This is a genomic window from Segatella copri (genome assembly GCF_949820605.1).
Lineage (GTDB): Bacteria > Bacteroidota > Bacteroidia > Bacteroidales > Bacteroidaceae > Prevotella.
The window spans coordinates 1,078,394-1,092,159 of sequence record NZ_CATKVU010000006.1; the positions used below are offsets into that span (position 1 = coordinate 1,078,394).

Genomic DNA, 13,766 nt, shown 5'->3' on the forward strand with positions numbered 1-13,766 from the left:
TAAGAAATAAATCCGAATTTCGCAAGGTTTGTTCTTCAACTACTTGCGAAAGTCCGGTAACAATTATTTTCCCATTCTCTTGTTGAATTCACGAAGGCGGATGCGGGTAAGCACCTGCTTGGTATTGTTGGTGAAATCGCTTCCCAAGACCCATGTAAAATAACCCGGATCTTTGGTCAGAATCTCAGCCACATCCCATCCTTTGTATTTGCCGAAGTTGAATACTTCGTGCTTCAAAGGATTTCCGTTCTCATCGTTTACAACGTTGCCCTGGGCGTCTTTTACCTCTTCCCAAACGATGCGTCCGGCGAAATCTACATTATCCTTCTGCTTAGAGAAATCGGCAAGTTCATCCATGTTGTTGTTGAGCACGCGCTCAGGTTCATCCTGCACGCCTGGAGCATACTTGTCGAGCTCGCCCATGAGCACGCGGTAAGTAGCCTCTGTATCCTGATCTGCACGATGAGCTTCGAAATCTTCCTCCATCTTTCTGCCGCAATAGAACTTGTAGGCAGCAGCCAGGTTACGGCGTTCCATCTTCATGAAGATGGTCTGCGCATCGATGAGACGGCACTTGTTAAAATCGAAGTCGATTCCAGCACGCAGAAATTCTTCTGCGAGCATCGGTACATCGAAGTGGTTGGAATTGTAGCCTGCGAAATCGCAACCTGTAAATTCCTTCTCTAATGTGGCAGCCAGCTGCTTGAAGGTTGGCGCATCTTTTACATCTTCGTTGCTGATGCCTGTAAGGGCAACTACTTCGGCAGGAATCTCCTTGCAAGGATTTACGTAGAGGTTCTTGCGGTCTTCAGTTCCATCAGGCATTACCTTGATGTAAGAAATCTGTATAATACGATCCTTGATCATGTCAAGACCCGTTGTCTCCAGGTCGAACACGATCAGAGGCTTTGTCAAATTGAGTTTCATTTTTGTAGAAATACTTTTCTTTTTGTTGTTTCAGAGAAAGCCCGTGCTCCTTTAGTCGTTAAGGAGCATAGGCATGATGAGCATCAGAATATCTTCGTTCTCAGGCTGTTCTGCTGGTACGATGATTCCGGCACGGCTAGGGTCTGCCAGCTGGATGATGATGTTGTCGCTGGTGAGATTGCTCAGGATTTCCATCAGACTGCTTCCCTTGAAGCCGATGCTGATAGGAGAGCCGTTGTATTCGCAAGACAACTGTTCCTTTGCAGATGTTGAGAAGTCAATATCCTCAGAAGAAACCTCGAAACGGCCTGACTCGATGTGGAAACGGATGAGCTGGCTGCTCTCGCTTGCAAATGGCAATACGCGGCGCAAAGCACTCTGCAAGCCTCTGCGGTCTACTGTAACCTCGTTAGGGTTGTTTGGAATAACAGAGTTGTAGTTAGGGTAGCGGCCATCAATCAGTCTGCATCTCATAACGCCGTCAGTAAACTGGATTTCTGCGCTTCGGTCATCAAACTTGATGATTGCGTCGTCGCCGTCCTTGCTCAGAATGTTCTTCAGCAGAGAAGCTGGCTTCTTAGGCAAGTTGAATGCTGAAGGAGATTCGCTCTTGATAGTGAAGTTCTTGCTGCGAACCAGCTTGTGACCATCGCTTGCTACGATAGCGAGAGCATCTGCTGTCAGGTCGAAATAAATACCGTTCATGACAGGGCGCAACTCATCGTTGGCTGTAGCGAAGAGCGAGCGTGAAATGTTGTTGATCAGCATTTCTGTAGGCAAAGAAATGGTTGTGCAAGCATCGTTCATGCTCTGTGTGCGAGGATATTCCTCTGCGCTCTGACCTGTGAAGTTGTAAAGACCGTTCTGGTAAACAATCTTGATGGCAACGGCTTCTCCGGCAGCATCCACATCGAAGTGAAGAGGCTGCTCAGGCAGTTCCTTCAACGCATCGAGGATTACGCGGTTAGGCACACAAAACTCACCTTCTCCATCGTGGTCGGTAAGAGCGAGTGTACTCTTGATGACATTATCACTATCGCTAGCCGTGATGCTCATTTCACCGTTAGCAACTTGGAAAAGGAAACAATCGAGGATTGGCAACGAATTCTTGCTTCCAATCACTTTTGCGAGCATGTTGAGCTTGCTGCTCAATGCAGAACTTGATACTGTAAATCTCATGAGTATTTTATTTAAATTTTATTTTGTTTTCTGTTTCACCTTAATTAAATTAGGCAATATCACCTAATTGAGCACAAAAATACAAAAAATATCGCTGATAAGCAAAAATAATTGGAGAAAAGTTCTAGTTTTTGAACTATTTTTAGTAATTTCGCAGTCAGAAAGAAAAAAACACCCTTTAAACAAAGGAAAAACTTTAAATATTATCATATGGAATTACAAGGAAAGGTTATTGCCGTTTTGCCTGAAAGAAGCGGCGTCTCTCAGAGAGGAGAGTGGAAAGCTCAGTCGTTCGTAATTGAAACCCACGAGCAGTATCCAAAGAAATTGTGCTTTGATGTTTTCGGAGCAGACCGTCTGGCTCAGTTCAACATTCAGAGTGGTGAGGAACTCCTGGTTTCTTTCGATATTGATGCTCATGAGTATCAGGGCCGTTGGTTCAACAGCATCCGTGCCTGGAACATCCAGCGTGTTGACCCTAACGCCGTAGCTGGTGCTATGGGCGGAATGCAGCCAGGTGCGTTTCCTCCAGTAGGTGCTCCTGTAGCTCCTGCTCAGCCAGCAGCTCCTGCTAATGGCGCAACTGCAGCATTCCCTCCAGTTCAGCCTGCAGCTCCTGCAGCAGAGAGTGGTAGCGCAGATGATCTTCCTTTCTAAAAACAGAAAAGTAAGATAAAAATAAGAGCACTTCGCCTGAGACTTTCTTCTGTCTCGGATGAAGTGCTCTTTTTTTATTCATAATCTTATATTTCTCTTTATCAACTGTTTTCTATTCTCTGCGTCTCTTCTCAAAGAATTGTTTCGAAGCGGCAAAGAAGAGGAGAACGGAAGCTGCATTTTCTATAGTAACCATCCAGAATGTTCCGTTGTAACCGAAATGTTCTGCCACAACTCCGCCTAGCAGACAGCCGATTCCGAAGCCCAAATCCCAACCGGTAAGAATGCTGCTGTTTGCCGTTCCACGCTGGTCGTGACGAGCCACATTAATGAACATGTTGAGGAAGGCTGGGTAAAGATGACCGTTGCCCAGGCCGATAAGAAAAGCCGAAAGATAATAGGCTACCGGGTGCTTGACGGTAACAAAGATGATGAAACCAACAAGCGAAAGCAGCATTCCTTCGGCCGCATTCTGGGTAAGTTTGCCCTGACTCAAGGCTTTTCTTCCCTGCAGTCTTGACAGGAACAGACCCATGGAAAGAAGGGCAAAATAAGTGCCCGTTCCGCCTGTAATTCCGAGTTCCTCCTTGCTGTAGATTGCGAGATAATTGCTCAGAACACCCCAGCAGAAACCGAACATGGCGATGTTGATGGCAAGGAGCCAGGCACGCGTCAGGAAGAAGCGGTCGAGAGAAAGCTTCTCCTTGTTCTTAACGATTTCCTTTTCGGGGAGGCGGATGGTTCCTGCAATCACAACTGAGGCAATCGCCACGATGAAAGCTATCCAGAAGAGAATCATGTAACTGTCTACCGCATTATGCAGATAGATTCCGATGGATGGAGCAATCGCCATGGCAAAATTGTTGCTCAGTCCGTAGAGTCCGATTCCTTCATTTCTCCTACTTGCCGGAAGAACGTCGATGGCGCAGGTGCTGTTGGCAACCGTTACGGCTCCGAACGGACCTCCGTGCAGGGTTCTGCAGATGGCAAACATCAGGATGGTGCTGGCTGCAATATAGCCGGCAAAGAAGATGGCGAAGGCCGTGAGACAGACCATCAGAACCTTCTTGCGCGAAAAGCTGTCAACCACATATCCGCTGAACGGACGAATGATGAGGGCGGCAACCGTATAGCCGCTCAGCACAATTCCAATCACATCTTTCGTGGCTCCAAAATTTTCGCTCAGATAGAGAGGGAGCAAAGGTGTGAGCAGATAGAAGGCGAAATACAACAGAAAGTTGGTAGTCATCACCTTGATGTAGTTTGCATTCCAAAGTTTCTCTTTCATCATTTTTTAGAGTTTATCCTCACTTTTAGAGTTTGTCCTCATTATTAGAGTTTGTCCTCATTATTAGAGTTTGTCCGCCAGCCAGGCGTCGATGAGTTTTCGGGCGATGGAAAGTTTCTCTGGGAGAATAGGGAGATTCTCTTTCGTGAACCATTTACCACGAGAGAGTTCTTCTTTCTGAAGATGAATTTCTCCATCTACATATTCTGCCGAGAAGCCAATCATCAGACCGCTCGGATAAGGCCAAGGCTGGGAACCGAAATATTTCAAGTTCTTGATAGCCAGACCGGTTTCTTCCATTACTTCACGATGAACCGCCTCTTCCAGATTCTCGCCAGTCTCTACGAAACCAGCCACGAGACTGTCGAAATTTCCCTTGAAATTGCGAGCGTGTACCAGCAAGACCTGATCATCTTTCTTAATCAGAACGATGATGGCTGTGGCAAGCGAAGGCCAGACCTGTTTGCCGCATTCTGTACATTTCTTACTGATGTCGGTTGCCATTTTCATCGGAGCTCCGCAAACGCCGCAGAATTGGGTATTCATGTCCCAATAGTTGAGTTCCTGACACTTTCCTGCTTTCTGGTAAAGGGCAGGAGAGAGTTTGTAGAAACTAGGGCGCAAGCCGCACATTTCGTACTTCGGATTGCCGGTAACGGGCTCAGGAATGGTGAAGGTCTTTACCTCTGTTCCGTCTTCCATCGTGGTAATGTTGAGAATGTGAGTCCAAGGCTTTGTTGGGATTGGACTCTCTTCTGAACAAGGAATCGTATAGGTTCCGTCTTCTTTCTTTTCGAGCAAGAGATCAGTCTTGCAAAATATAAACCAATACTTCATTCTTTATTTTGAACTTATTTGCTTTTTTACTTTGAGCTTTATAATATGCTTTTCCAGAAGCGTTTCGAGGAGCTATTCCTTCTTACCGAACAGCAATTCGAAATCGCGCTGGGCAGCTGGCTTGGTCCATGCTTCCGGCACAAACTTCCAGTTGTTGTTTGGTTTTGCATCAACCGTTCCCATCTTTTCAATTTCTTCCATCAGATAGTAGCGCTGGTCGCGCTTGCTGCGATAGATGATTCGGCTTTCAAGACTGTCTTTCGGGATTCCGGCCCCCTTGGTAAGGAGTTCGCCGCCGCCATTTCCACGATAGCTGTTAACGGCTACCTTGTACCATTTCTTCTCATCGAAAGGTTCGCCGTTGCTCATGCGCAGAATCTTCACCTTCTCGCCATCTGGCTTGGTTACGTCAACTTCGTAATCGATTCCCGCAGCACTATCAAAGTTGAACGAGAGATTCTTGAAACCGAGACGTTGCTGGTCGCCAGCGGTCTTCTCATCGAGCAGCAGAAGATGGTCGTCCGGGCTCTTCATTGTGTTCACCCAGAGGTCGTAACTCATTTCCAGATGCTTTCTGATTTCTTCGCCCGTCATACGCATTACGTAGAGCTGGTTCTCATATTTATAGAGATTGAACATGTCGCTCACGTAGATTGGGCCGGCTTTCAGAACCGCGTTGAACTGAAGAGGAGCGTTGAACGAAATGTCGGCATTTGTAATCTGCAACTGGAGGTTGAGGATGAAATCGTTGAAAGCAGAACTGCCGAAGAACTGGTCGCGACTGTAGATGGTAGTCTTGAAGTTGCCAATCTGCTTGCCCACATATTTCTTTACTTCCGCAATCTGAGGTTCGAAAGTCTTCATGAAATCCTCGTCGATAGGACAATCTGTCACATCCACAATCTTGCCTGTCACCTTTTTGTCAGTTACCACCAGCTGTTTCTTTCCGTTCACCTTTTTCTTGTTGAGGGTGAGGGTTATTTCAGCATCAGCCACGCTAATGGCGTTGTTGGCAGGATCCAGGCAAACCACCTGCTTTCCATCAGTATTGGTTACGGTTTCGTTGTCGCGTGTATGGTCGTGGCCGAAGAGAACGAGGTCGAAGCCCGGCACTTCTTTTGCCACCTTGATAGAGGCGTCTTCATCATATTCGGCAGTCTGAATGCCTCCGTCTTTTCCACTGTGGAAGAGGCCGATGATAACATCCGGTTTTTCATTCTCCTGGAGATACTTCACCCATTTGCGGGCGTTTGTTACCATATTTTCAAATTTCAGTCCGCTCCAGAGATTCTCCGTGAGCCAGTTTGGAATGGCAGGAGTAATCATTCCCAAGACAGCCACCTTCACGCCCTCGCGGTTCAGGATGAGATAAGGCTTAACGTATGGCTGGCCTGTAGAAGTGCTGATGATGTTGGAACCAAGAACTGGGCAATTGAGTTCTTTTATCCATTTGTCGTAAACCGGATGACCCGTTTCAACATCATGATTGCCAAATACTTGCGCATCATACTTCATGTAGTTTACCACATCGGCAGCCACGTTTCTAGCCTCTGTTTTTACATAATTATAATAATAGCAGGTAGGCTGTCCCTGCAGAATATCGCCATTCTCCAAGAGGATGAGGTTATCCTTGTAGTCTTTTCGCAAATTATTGACGTAGGAAGAAACGCGCGCCAAGGTTCCTGCTTTTGGCTTACGGTTGATGAAATCGTAAGGGAAGAAAGAGCCGTGCACATCGCTTGTCTCTATCACTCTCAGTTTTACGGTACGTTGTTGTCCCATCGCTTGTGAATTGAAAGTTAGCGCCAGAAGAAGCGCAGCAAATAATTGTTTCATATTAATTAATGTATTTCTTTTGAGTAATGAAAGCCCATCAGTTGAGCTCTGTTTCTTATTTTCTCTGCAAAAGTACAAAAAAGAACTTAAATAGGCATACTTTTTGTTGGATATTTTTTAAAAACTAAAAAATAGGAGGTTTTATAATATGGCATTTGTTGATTATTACAAGATTCTCGGCGTAGACAAGAACATTCCGCAGAAGGATGTGAGAGCTGCGTATCGTAAACGTGCAAAACAGTTTCACCCAGATTTGCACCCTAACGACCCGAAGGCGAAGGCTAAGTTCCAGGCGCTGAACGAGGCGTATGAGGTGATTTCTGACCCAGATAAGCGTGCTAAATACGACCAGTATGGCGAACAATGGAAGAATGCTGATGCATTCGGCGGTTTCGGCGGAGCTGGTGGTGCAGGCGGTTCCGGAAGCTATGGTGGAGCAGGTGGAAATCCATTCGAGGGTTTCGACTTCAGCCAGTTTGGCGGAGGTGGAGGTTTCTCCAGCTTCTTCGAAAATCTCTTCGGAGGTCGTGGCAGAAGCCAGCAGTCGGCTGAAGGATTCGGTTCCGGCAATTTTGGCGGATTTAATGGTTCTGCCGGTTATGGTAGCGGCTTTAATGGGGCAGGCTACGGAGCTGGTGCTGATTTCGGTACTGGTGGTTGTGGCGGCGGTTGCGGCCAGAATGGTCGTGCCAATAACGGCGAAATGAACATGAATGTGAATATCGACCTTTATACGGCTCTGCTGGGCGGCGAAGGAATCATTAAATTGAGTAATGGTTCTAAAATTAAACTCAAGATTAAGCCGGAAACGCAGAATGGCACGAAGGTTCGTGTTCGCGGAAAAGGATACGATCGGGGTGACGGAACCTTTGGCGACCTGATGATTACTTATAACGTGAAGTTGCCAACCGGATTGAATGATAAGCAGAAAGATTTGCTCCGTCAGATGAAGGATGCAAAGTAGTTTCTAAAAGAAGGGAACGGGTTCTCGGACATGAGAACTTTCCCGAAACATGAAGGAAAAAAGAGACGCCCTGCAAGAAGGGAACATTCAGAAATGAAGTTCCTAATCTTGCAGGGCGTTTTTTATTCTATTTGATCTTACAGCGCGTTTTTTATTCTATTCTGCAGCATTAATCTTCGACATGTTGAACGCAGAAACCTTGCCGTCTGGCGAAACGGTTGCGTTGATTTTGAAATGGTTGGTTTTCTTAGTACCGTCGGTAAGCTGAACTTCCTCACGTGCTGAGAACTGAACCTGATATTCATAATCTTCGTCACCCACCTCGCGCTTCTTGATCTGATAATCGTTGGCGAGGAACCAGTTCAGGTTGGTCACATCTTCCTTATAAAGCTTATTCATAAAGGTAACAACATCTGCCTTGGTAGCAGAATTCTTGCCCAGAAGCGAAGAGAGAATGTCCTCGCATGAAGCCTGCAAACCATCAGCATCGCGGGTATTGATGCTTTGGAAGAAATGGCGGAACAGACTGCTTACCATATCTTTCTCTTCTGGCTGCAAATCTCTACTCTTGGCTTTCTTCATCGCATTCTCAGCCTCTTCGATATGCGAACCGTCAGCATGAGCGGCGAGATAAGCCTGGTAAGCTTCTACATTATCAGCATTCTTGGCCACATTCCAGTCGATGGAATCTATCTTGTTCAAAACCTCCTGCTTGTGTGGACTGTTTGGGTATTTGTCGAGATAAGCCTGCAGGGCCTCTTTCGAACCGCTTACTACGGTGTTGGTCCAGTCCTGATCGGTCTGTTTCAGAAGTTCGAGGTGAGCCATGATAGAATCACGATGCGCCTCGTCAGCATCTTTGTAAGTATCTAGGTAACTCTGCAGAACCATCGGGTCGCTACTCTGCATCGCATACTCGTAAGCTTCCAGTTCCTTATTCTTATTGGCACTATCATAGAAATAGTAGAAAATGCCACAAACGAGGAAGGCGAAAATCAGAGAGATGATGATGACGCCACGGTTGCTTTTTTTCTTTTTCTGGGTTCCCTCGCCGTTTCCGCCGTTCTGAGAATTAGATTGCTGTGGGCGAACCGGAGGAACGGGTGGAGTAGGAGGTGTTGCTGTTCTGACAGGTGTCTGAGGACGAGCCTGCTGCCTGAGAGCGTCCTGTCTGAGAGCCTCCTGATGGCGGATTTCTTCTTGTCTGATTGCATTCTGTCTGGCTGCGTTTCCAGCTTCTTGCTGCTGAGTCATAGGAGTCTGCTGGCTCATTCCTGTCGGAGGCGTCATTCTTGTGAGCGAAGGATTCAGCTCATGGCAGTTAGGACACATTTCCAGATTGCTGAAATAAATCTCGCCACAATTTGGGCATTTGGTAATTTTGCCTGCTATTTCTACTCCGCAACTAGGGCAGGTAGGTGCTTTATCGCTAATTTGACGTCCGCATTCCGGACATTTTATAATTGCCATAATTCTATTTTGTGTTTATTAATGTACTTATATAGTTCATGCTTCTCTACTTCCAGACCTTATCTACTCTTTACCTTGAAGCTAATCATAAAGTTCCAAGTTCAAGGTTTCAAGTACTATCGATGTCTGAATCTGATTTCTCTGAGCTTGTGGCGCCCCATGAAACGGCTTTTGTCAACATAGCCGTTTATTCCGTTGAGTCTGCCCTTACCCGTATATTGCCACATTTCGAAATCTCTACCATCGCGCAATACAGGGATGCGCTTCGTATACTGGGCAATCATCAGCTTGTAGCTGTCTAGCTTGCCCAGAAGATAGTTGTCATAGAAATTGGCTCCCGTATAGATGAGGGGTTTCTGCTTATATGCTTTCTCTACGAGATGCAGAAACTTAAAGAGCGAATCGCAGAATTCTTCTGTATCCATGCCGCTTTTCGTCTCCACATCAATCATAGGCAAGAGGTCCTGATCTCCCGGACGACATTGGGCCATGAAATTTTCCAGCTGCGTCTGCTGTGGGATGCGGGCTCTGTAGAAATGATAAGAACCTACTTTCATTCCGTAGCGATGAGCCAGGTCGATATTCTGCTTGTATTTGCTGTCAATGTTGGTTCCGCCTTCAGTAGCTTTCAGATAAACGTAAGCCATCTTAGAGTTGTCGCCCACCGTTTCCCAGAACACGTTGCCCTGATAATGACTCAAGTCGATGCCGTGAACGTGCCGACAAGTGTCTTCGCATTGCACCTGGGCATGGGCTCCCAAGGCAATAATGGATGCTATAATAGAGATAAATAACTTTTTCATAGATGCAAAGATACGAAAATCAGATGAAAATCGTACTACTAAGAGATTAATTTTATAGATATTTTACTCTTCGTCCTGATGAATCCCAGATTAACCCCTTCAATCCTTACTGAAATTTACTCTTCAATCTCAGATAATGAACGGAAGAAATTGTTCATGAAATTGCTCATGGTTTCTATCGGAGCGTATTGCAGATAGCGCATGCTGCGGCGCAGATTTTTGCGCATGGTTCCCCCCGTGGTGCGTACAAAGCCGCTGCTGGTCTGCTCAAACTGAATGGCCTGCTGGTCCATGATATTATAGTAGAGCGAACGGAGCGTCAGCTTGTAGGCACCTCTTTCTATGTGATGAACGAATGGGATTTCGTCCTGTTCAAAATCGAAGAAGGTGATGAGTACGCTTCCTTCCAACTGGGCGATGCGCTGGATGCGGAGCTTGGCAAGCCACTTCTCCAGTTTCACGAAATCTACCTTGTCGCCTCGGGTTCTCAGGTAGTCTCCCAACTGGATGATTCCTCTGAGATTGATTCCGTTAGCCAACATTCCATTTACGTTTGCCACGATGATGCGCAGCAGATAAATGGTCTCGATAGAGGTATCAATGGCGTGGCGTTCATCTTCCTGAATCTTGCTGAGCCGTCGGTTCAGAAAACTGTTGTTCATCTTCACCTCTCCGGCAGGAACATCATTCACGTTCTTGAGCATCTGAGCTATCTTTTTCTTCTTAAAGGTAGTCATCGGTTCCATTTCTTCCTTGATGCCGAAGTTGTCGGCACGGAGCTTAGTAAAAAGGTTGCGCTGAAGAAAATTCATAAGCCTTGTTCTTATTAATAGTCAATAATAAAGTTTTGTTCTTCCTGTCAAGAAATCTCTAACGCTGAAGGAGACCCTCCTCTGATTTGAGAAGTCTTCCTAACTGTATCTCCTAGGATAGCGGAAGAGGATGGCCAGCAGGGCTGCCACACCAATCGCCAGCGGATAATAGAGATAAGGAAGAATATCCATCGGACTGAGATTGGCCAGACCGGCTGCCAGGAGCATCTGCACGCCATAAGGAATCAATCCCTGAACCATGCATGAGAAGGTGTCGAGAATGCTGGCTGCCTTGCGGTTGTCTACGCCAAAACGGTCGCCTATCTTTTTCGAAATATTTCCTACTGTCAGAATCGCTACCGTATTATTTGCCGTACAGATGTTTACCATCGAAACGAGGGCGGCGATAGAAAGTTCGGCTCCACGCTTGCTGTTTACGTGGGCTGTAATCTTGTTGATGATGAAATCGATTCCGCCGTTTTCGCGGATGATTTCGAGCATACCACCTGCCATCATGGCGATGATAATGAGTTCGCCCATGCCGATAATGCCGTTGCCCATGGCTGAGAACCAGCCAAAGAGGTCGTAGCTTCCGGAGGCACCCAGAAGATGACTACCTATGCCGATGGCGCCACAGAGTAGGGTGCCCAGAGTGAGAACAGCCATTACATTCATGCCGGCAATAGCGGTAACGAGGACGGTGAGGTAAGGCAATACTTTCATGTATTCTACCTCGTTGATGTGGGTTGGGGCCTGAAGACCGACTCCCATGACAGAATAGGCGATGAGCACGAGTACGGCGGCCGGAACCACAATCATGGAGTTGACCTTGAATTTATCGCTCATCTTGCAGTTCTGCGTCTGCGTAGCAACAACCGTCGTATCGGAGATGAACGAGAGGTTGTCGCCGAAATAAGCGCCACCTACGATGATGGCGGTCATCATGCCTACGTTAGCATCCATCGAGTGGGCCAGTCCGGCGGCTATCGGAACCAGAGCCACGACGGTTCCCACACTTGTTCCGATAGATACGGAGATAAAGCAGGCAGCCAGGAAAAGTCCTGGCAGAATCATGCTGGCTGGCAGGATGCTGAGCGCCAGGTTGACGGTTGCATCAACGGCTCCCATCGCCTTGGCTGATGCGGCAAACGAGCCAGCCAGCACGTAAATCCAGAGCATGAGCATCAGGTTGTTGGCGCCGGCACCCTTGCTGTATGTGTCCACTCGTTTCCTGACAGGCATTCCGCCGGAAATAGCCACGGCATAAATGCTCGAAATCATGAACGCTACTGTGAGCGAGAGGCTGGTGTCCTGATGGCTGCTGTCTACCGAATATACGGTAAAAGCCACGATGAGGACAATCAGCAAAAATAATGGCGACAACGCCAGCAAACCTTTTTTATTACTCATACTTCTTTTTTCTTCTTAATTAAAGAGTTACTCCATTCTTGAAGATGGAGATTTCACGATAGCCATTATACTCGTTGCGAGCCTCCTCGCCACTTGCTACGGCTATAATCTTATCAATAAACTTGCTTACCAAGTCTTTCATTTCTACACCTTCTATCAGAGCGCCGGCGTTGAAGTCAATCCAGTTTGGCTTGTTCTTTGCCAAATTGCTGTTGGTAGAAATCTTCATCGTTGGCACGAAGGTTCCGAATGGGGTTCCGCGACCTGTGGTGAAGAGAATGAGCTGGCAACCTGCTGAAGCCAGAGCTGTGGCTGCTACAAGGTCGTTACCCGGAGCTGAAAGCAGGTTCAAACCGGTTGTCTCCAGACGGTCGCCATACTGGAGCACGCCGCTTACCGGAGCACGTCCGCACTTCTGGGTGCAACCCAAAGCCTTATCTTCGAGGGTTGAGATACCACCTGCCTTGTTACCTGGAGAAGGGTTCTCGCCAACTGGTTCACCATGGCTCAGGAAGTACTCCTTGAAGTCGTTAATCAGGTGAACGGTCTTGTCGAAGAGTTCCTTATTTTCGCAACGGTTCATCAGAATGGTTTCTGCGCCAAACATTTCCGGTACCTCTGTCAGGATGCTTGTACCGCCCTGAGCTACGAGCCAGTCGCTAAATTCACCTACCAATGGGTTGGCTGTAATTCCGCTGAAGCCGTCAGAACCGCCACACTTCAAACCTACGCGCAGTTTGTTTACCGGAACTTCCTCGCGCTTGTCTTCCTTAGCCTGGGCATAGAGGTTGCGCAGAATCTTCATGCCTTCCTCGAGCTCATCGCCTTCAACCTTCTGTGTTACAAGAAGTTTGATGCGGTCGTGATCATAGTCGCCGAGCATCTTCATGAAATCATCTGGCTGGTTGTTCTCGCAGCCGAGCGAGAGAACGAGCACGGCACCTGCGTTTGGATGCAGACAAATATCGCGAAGCACCTTGCGGGTATTCTCATGGTCGCCCGAAAGCTGTGAGCAGCCGAAGTTGTGGTGCCATGCGTGGATGGCGTCGATGCCTTCGCAGCCTGTTTCTTTCTTGAGGAGTTCTACCAGTTTCTCAGCCACGCCGTTAACGCAGCCCACGGTAGGAACTACCCATACTTCGTTTCTTACGCCAACTTCGCCATTCTTGCGAACGTAGCCCATGAAGGTGCGGTTTTCCTTAGCGATGTTCAGCTGCTCGTTAACCGGGTTGTAGGTATATTCGAGCGTACCGGCAAGATTGGTCTTGAGGTTGTTCTCGTTTACCCATTCGCCCGCCTTGAGATCGGTCTTTGCATGACCAATAGGGTAGCCATACTTCAGAATATCTGTACCCTCGGTAGCATCGTTGATGAGCACCTTGTGTCCTGCAGGAGTATCCTGCAATAATGTGATGGTCTTGCCATCTACTTCAATCGTTTCACCCTTCTTCATAGGGCGTAAGCAAACCACTACCGAGTCGGCAGGGTTAATCTTGATAAAACTTGATTGTTCCATACGTAGTCTGTTTTATATTTATTGTTTATAATTTATAATGTTCCTGTAAGAATATTCTTCCATGCGG

Annotated in this window: 12 protein-coding genes; 2 read left to right on the forward strand and 10 right to left on the reverse strand. The window is 47.2% G+C overall.

Annotation, left to right across the window (positions count from 1 at the left end; translation table 11 throughout):
• Positions 1-63 precede the first annotated feature (63 nt).
• Positions 64-927, reverse strand: a complete 864-nt coding sequence (locus tag RCO84_RS05555) for a 3'-5' exonuclease (protein ID WP_022120655.1) — start codon at positions 925-927, stop codon at positions 64-66.
• A 51-nt stretch (positions 928-978) separates the two neighbouring features.
• Complete coding sequence (dnaN, locus tag RCO84_RS05560) at positions 979-2,106, reverse strand: DNA polymerase III subunit beta (RefSeq protein WP_203068587.1); 1,128 nt, start codon at positions 2,104-2,106, stop codon at positions 979-981.
• Between the two features lie 210 nt (positions 2,107-2,316).
• Here dnaN and RCO84_RS05565 point away from each other — a divergent pair, with 210 nt between their 5' ends.
• Positions 2,317-2,763, forward strand: a complete 447-nt coding sequence (locus RCO84_RS05565) for a DUF3127 domain-containing protein (protein WP_317584267.1) — start codon at positions 2,317-2,319, stop codon at positions 2,761-2,763.
• 112 nt (positions 2,764-2,875) lie between these two features.
• On the opposite strand, the gene RCO84_RS05570 is transcribed toward RCO84_RS05565, so the two are convergent.
• From RCO84_RS05570 to RCO84_RS05580, 3 genes are all read right to left on the reverse strand, one after another.
• Complete coding sequence (locus RCO84_RS05570; RefSeq protein WP_317584269.1) at positions 2,876-4,051, reverse strand: MFS transporter; 1,176 nt, start codon at positions 4,049-4,051, stop codon at positions 2,876-2,878.
• A 63-nt stretch (positions 4,052-4,114) separates the two neighbouring features.
• Positions 4,115-4,888, reverse strand: coding sequence for an NAD(+) diphosphatase (nudC, locus tag RCO84_RS05575; RefSeq protein ID WP_264899724.1), 774 nt, complete (start codon positions 4,886-4,888; stop codon positions 4,115-4,117).
• A 72-nt stretch (positions 4,889-4,960) separates the two neighbouring features.
• Positions 4,961-6,724, reverse strand: a complete 1,764-nt coding sequence (locus RCO84_RS05580; RefSeq protein ID WP_317572153.1) for a bifunctional metallophosphatase/5'-nucleotidase — start codon at positions 6,722-6,724, stop codon at positions 4,961-4,963.
• 148 nt (positions 6,725-6,872) lie between these two features.
• Here RCO84_RS05580 and RCO84_RS05585 point away from each other — a divergent pair, with 148 nt between their 5' ends.
• Entirely contained in the window at positions 6,873-7,688 is an 816-nt protein-coding gene (locus RCO84_RS05585) for a J domain-containing protein (protein WP_117694184.1), read from the forward strand.
• Positions 7,689-7,844: 156 nt separating this feature from the next.
• On the opposite strand, the gene RCO84_RS05590 is transcribed toward RCO84_RS05585, so the two are convergent.
• The 5 genes from RCO84_RS05590 to RCO84_RS05610 form a co-directional block, all read right to left on the reverse strand.
• Complete coding sequence (locus RCO84_RS05590; protein ID WP_317584270.1) at positions 7,845-9,158, reverse strand: double zinc ribbon domain-containing protein; 1,314 nt, start codon at positions 9,156-9,158, stop codon at positions 7,845-7,847.
• A gap of 116 nt (positions 9,159-9,274) precedes the next feature.
• Positions 9,275-9,961: a glycoside hydrolase family 25 protein gene (locus RCO84_RS05595; RefSeq protein WP_144153199.1), complete on the reverse strand. Its 687-nt coding sequence runs from the start codon at positions 9,959-9,961 to the stop codon at positions 9,275-9,277.
• Positions 9,962-10,077: 116 nt separating this feature from the next.
• Positions 10,078-10,773 carry a hypothetical protein gene (locus tag RCO84_RS05600; protein WP_118190628.1) on the reverse strand — a complete coding sequence of 232 codons (696 nt, stop codon included), beginning with the start codon at positions 10,771-10,773 and terminating at the stop codon, positions 10,078-10,080.
• Positions 10,774-10,872: 99 nt separating this feature from the next.
• A complete protein-coding gene (locus tag RCO84_RS05605; RefSeq protein WP_144153197.1) occupies positions 10,873-12,183 on the reverse strand; it encodes a Na+/H+ antiporter NhaC family protein in 1,311 nt (436 codons plus the stop codon).
• 19 nt (positions 12,184-12,202) lie between these two features.
• Positions 12,203-13,699: a UxaA family hydrolase gene (locus RCO84_RS05610; RefSeq protein WP_317584273.1), complete on the reverse strand. Its 1,497-nt coding sequence runs from the start codon at positions 13,697-13,699 to the stop codon at positions 12,203-12,205.
• Positions 13,700-13,766: the final 67 nt, after the last annotated feature.

What these genes read in the sequence shown, in the direction of transcription:
- RCO84_RS05555 (WP_022120655.1), bottom strand. Translation starts at nt 927, where the DNA reads ATGAAACTCAATTTGACAAAGCCTCTGATCGTGTTCGACCTGGAGACA.
- dnaN (WP_203068587.1), bottom strand. Translation starts at nt 2,106, where the DNA reads ATGAGATTTACAGTATCAAGTTCTGCATTGAGCAGCAAGCTCAACATG.
- RCO84_RS05565 (WP_317584267.1), top strand. Translation starts at nt 2,317, where the DNA reads ATGGAATTACAAGGAAAGGTTATTGCCGTTTTGCCTGAAAGAAGCGGC.
- RCO84_RS05570 (WP_317584269.1), bottom strand. Translation starts at nt 4,051, where the DNA reads ATGAAAGAGAAACTTTGGAATGCAAACTACATCAAGGTGATGACTACC.
- nudC (WP_264899724.1), bottom strand. Translation starts at nt 4,888, where the DNA reads ATGAAGTATTGGTTTATATTTTGCAAGACTGATCTCTTGCTCGAAAAG.
- RCO84_RS05580 (WP_317572153.1), bottom strand. Translation starts at nt 6,724, where the DNA reads ATGAAACAATTATTTGCTGCGCTTCTTCTGGCGCTAACTTTCAATTCA.
- RCO84_RS05585 (WP_117694184.1), top strand. Translation starts at nt 6,873, where the DNA reads ATGGCATTTGTTGATTATTACAAGATTCTCGGCGTAGACAAGAACATT.
- RCO84_RS05590 (WP_317584270.1), bottom strand. Translation starts at nt 9,158, where the DNA reads ATGGCAATTATAAAATGTCCGGAATGCGGACGTCAAATTAGCGATAAA.
- RCO84_RS05595 (WP_144153199.1), bottom strand. Translation starts at nt 9,961, where the DNA reads ATGAAAAAGTTATTTATCTCTATTATAGCATCCATTATTGCCTTGGGA.
- RCO84_RS05600 (WP_118190628.1), bottom strand. Translation starts at nt 10,773, where the DNA reads ATGAATTTTCTTCAGCGCAACCTTTTTACTAAGCTCCGTGCCGACAAC.
- RCO84_RS05605 (WP_144153197.1), bottom strand. Translation starts at nt 12,183, where the DNA reads ATGAGTAATAAAAAAGGTTTGCTGGCGTTGTCGCCATTATTTTTGCTG.
- RCO84_RS05610 (WP_317584273.1), bottom strand. Translation starts at nt 13,699, where the DNA reads ATGGAACAATCAAGTTTTATCAAGATTAACCCTGCCGACTCGGTAGTG.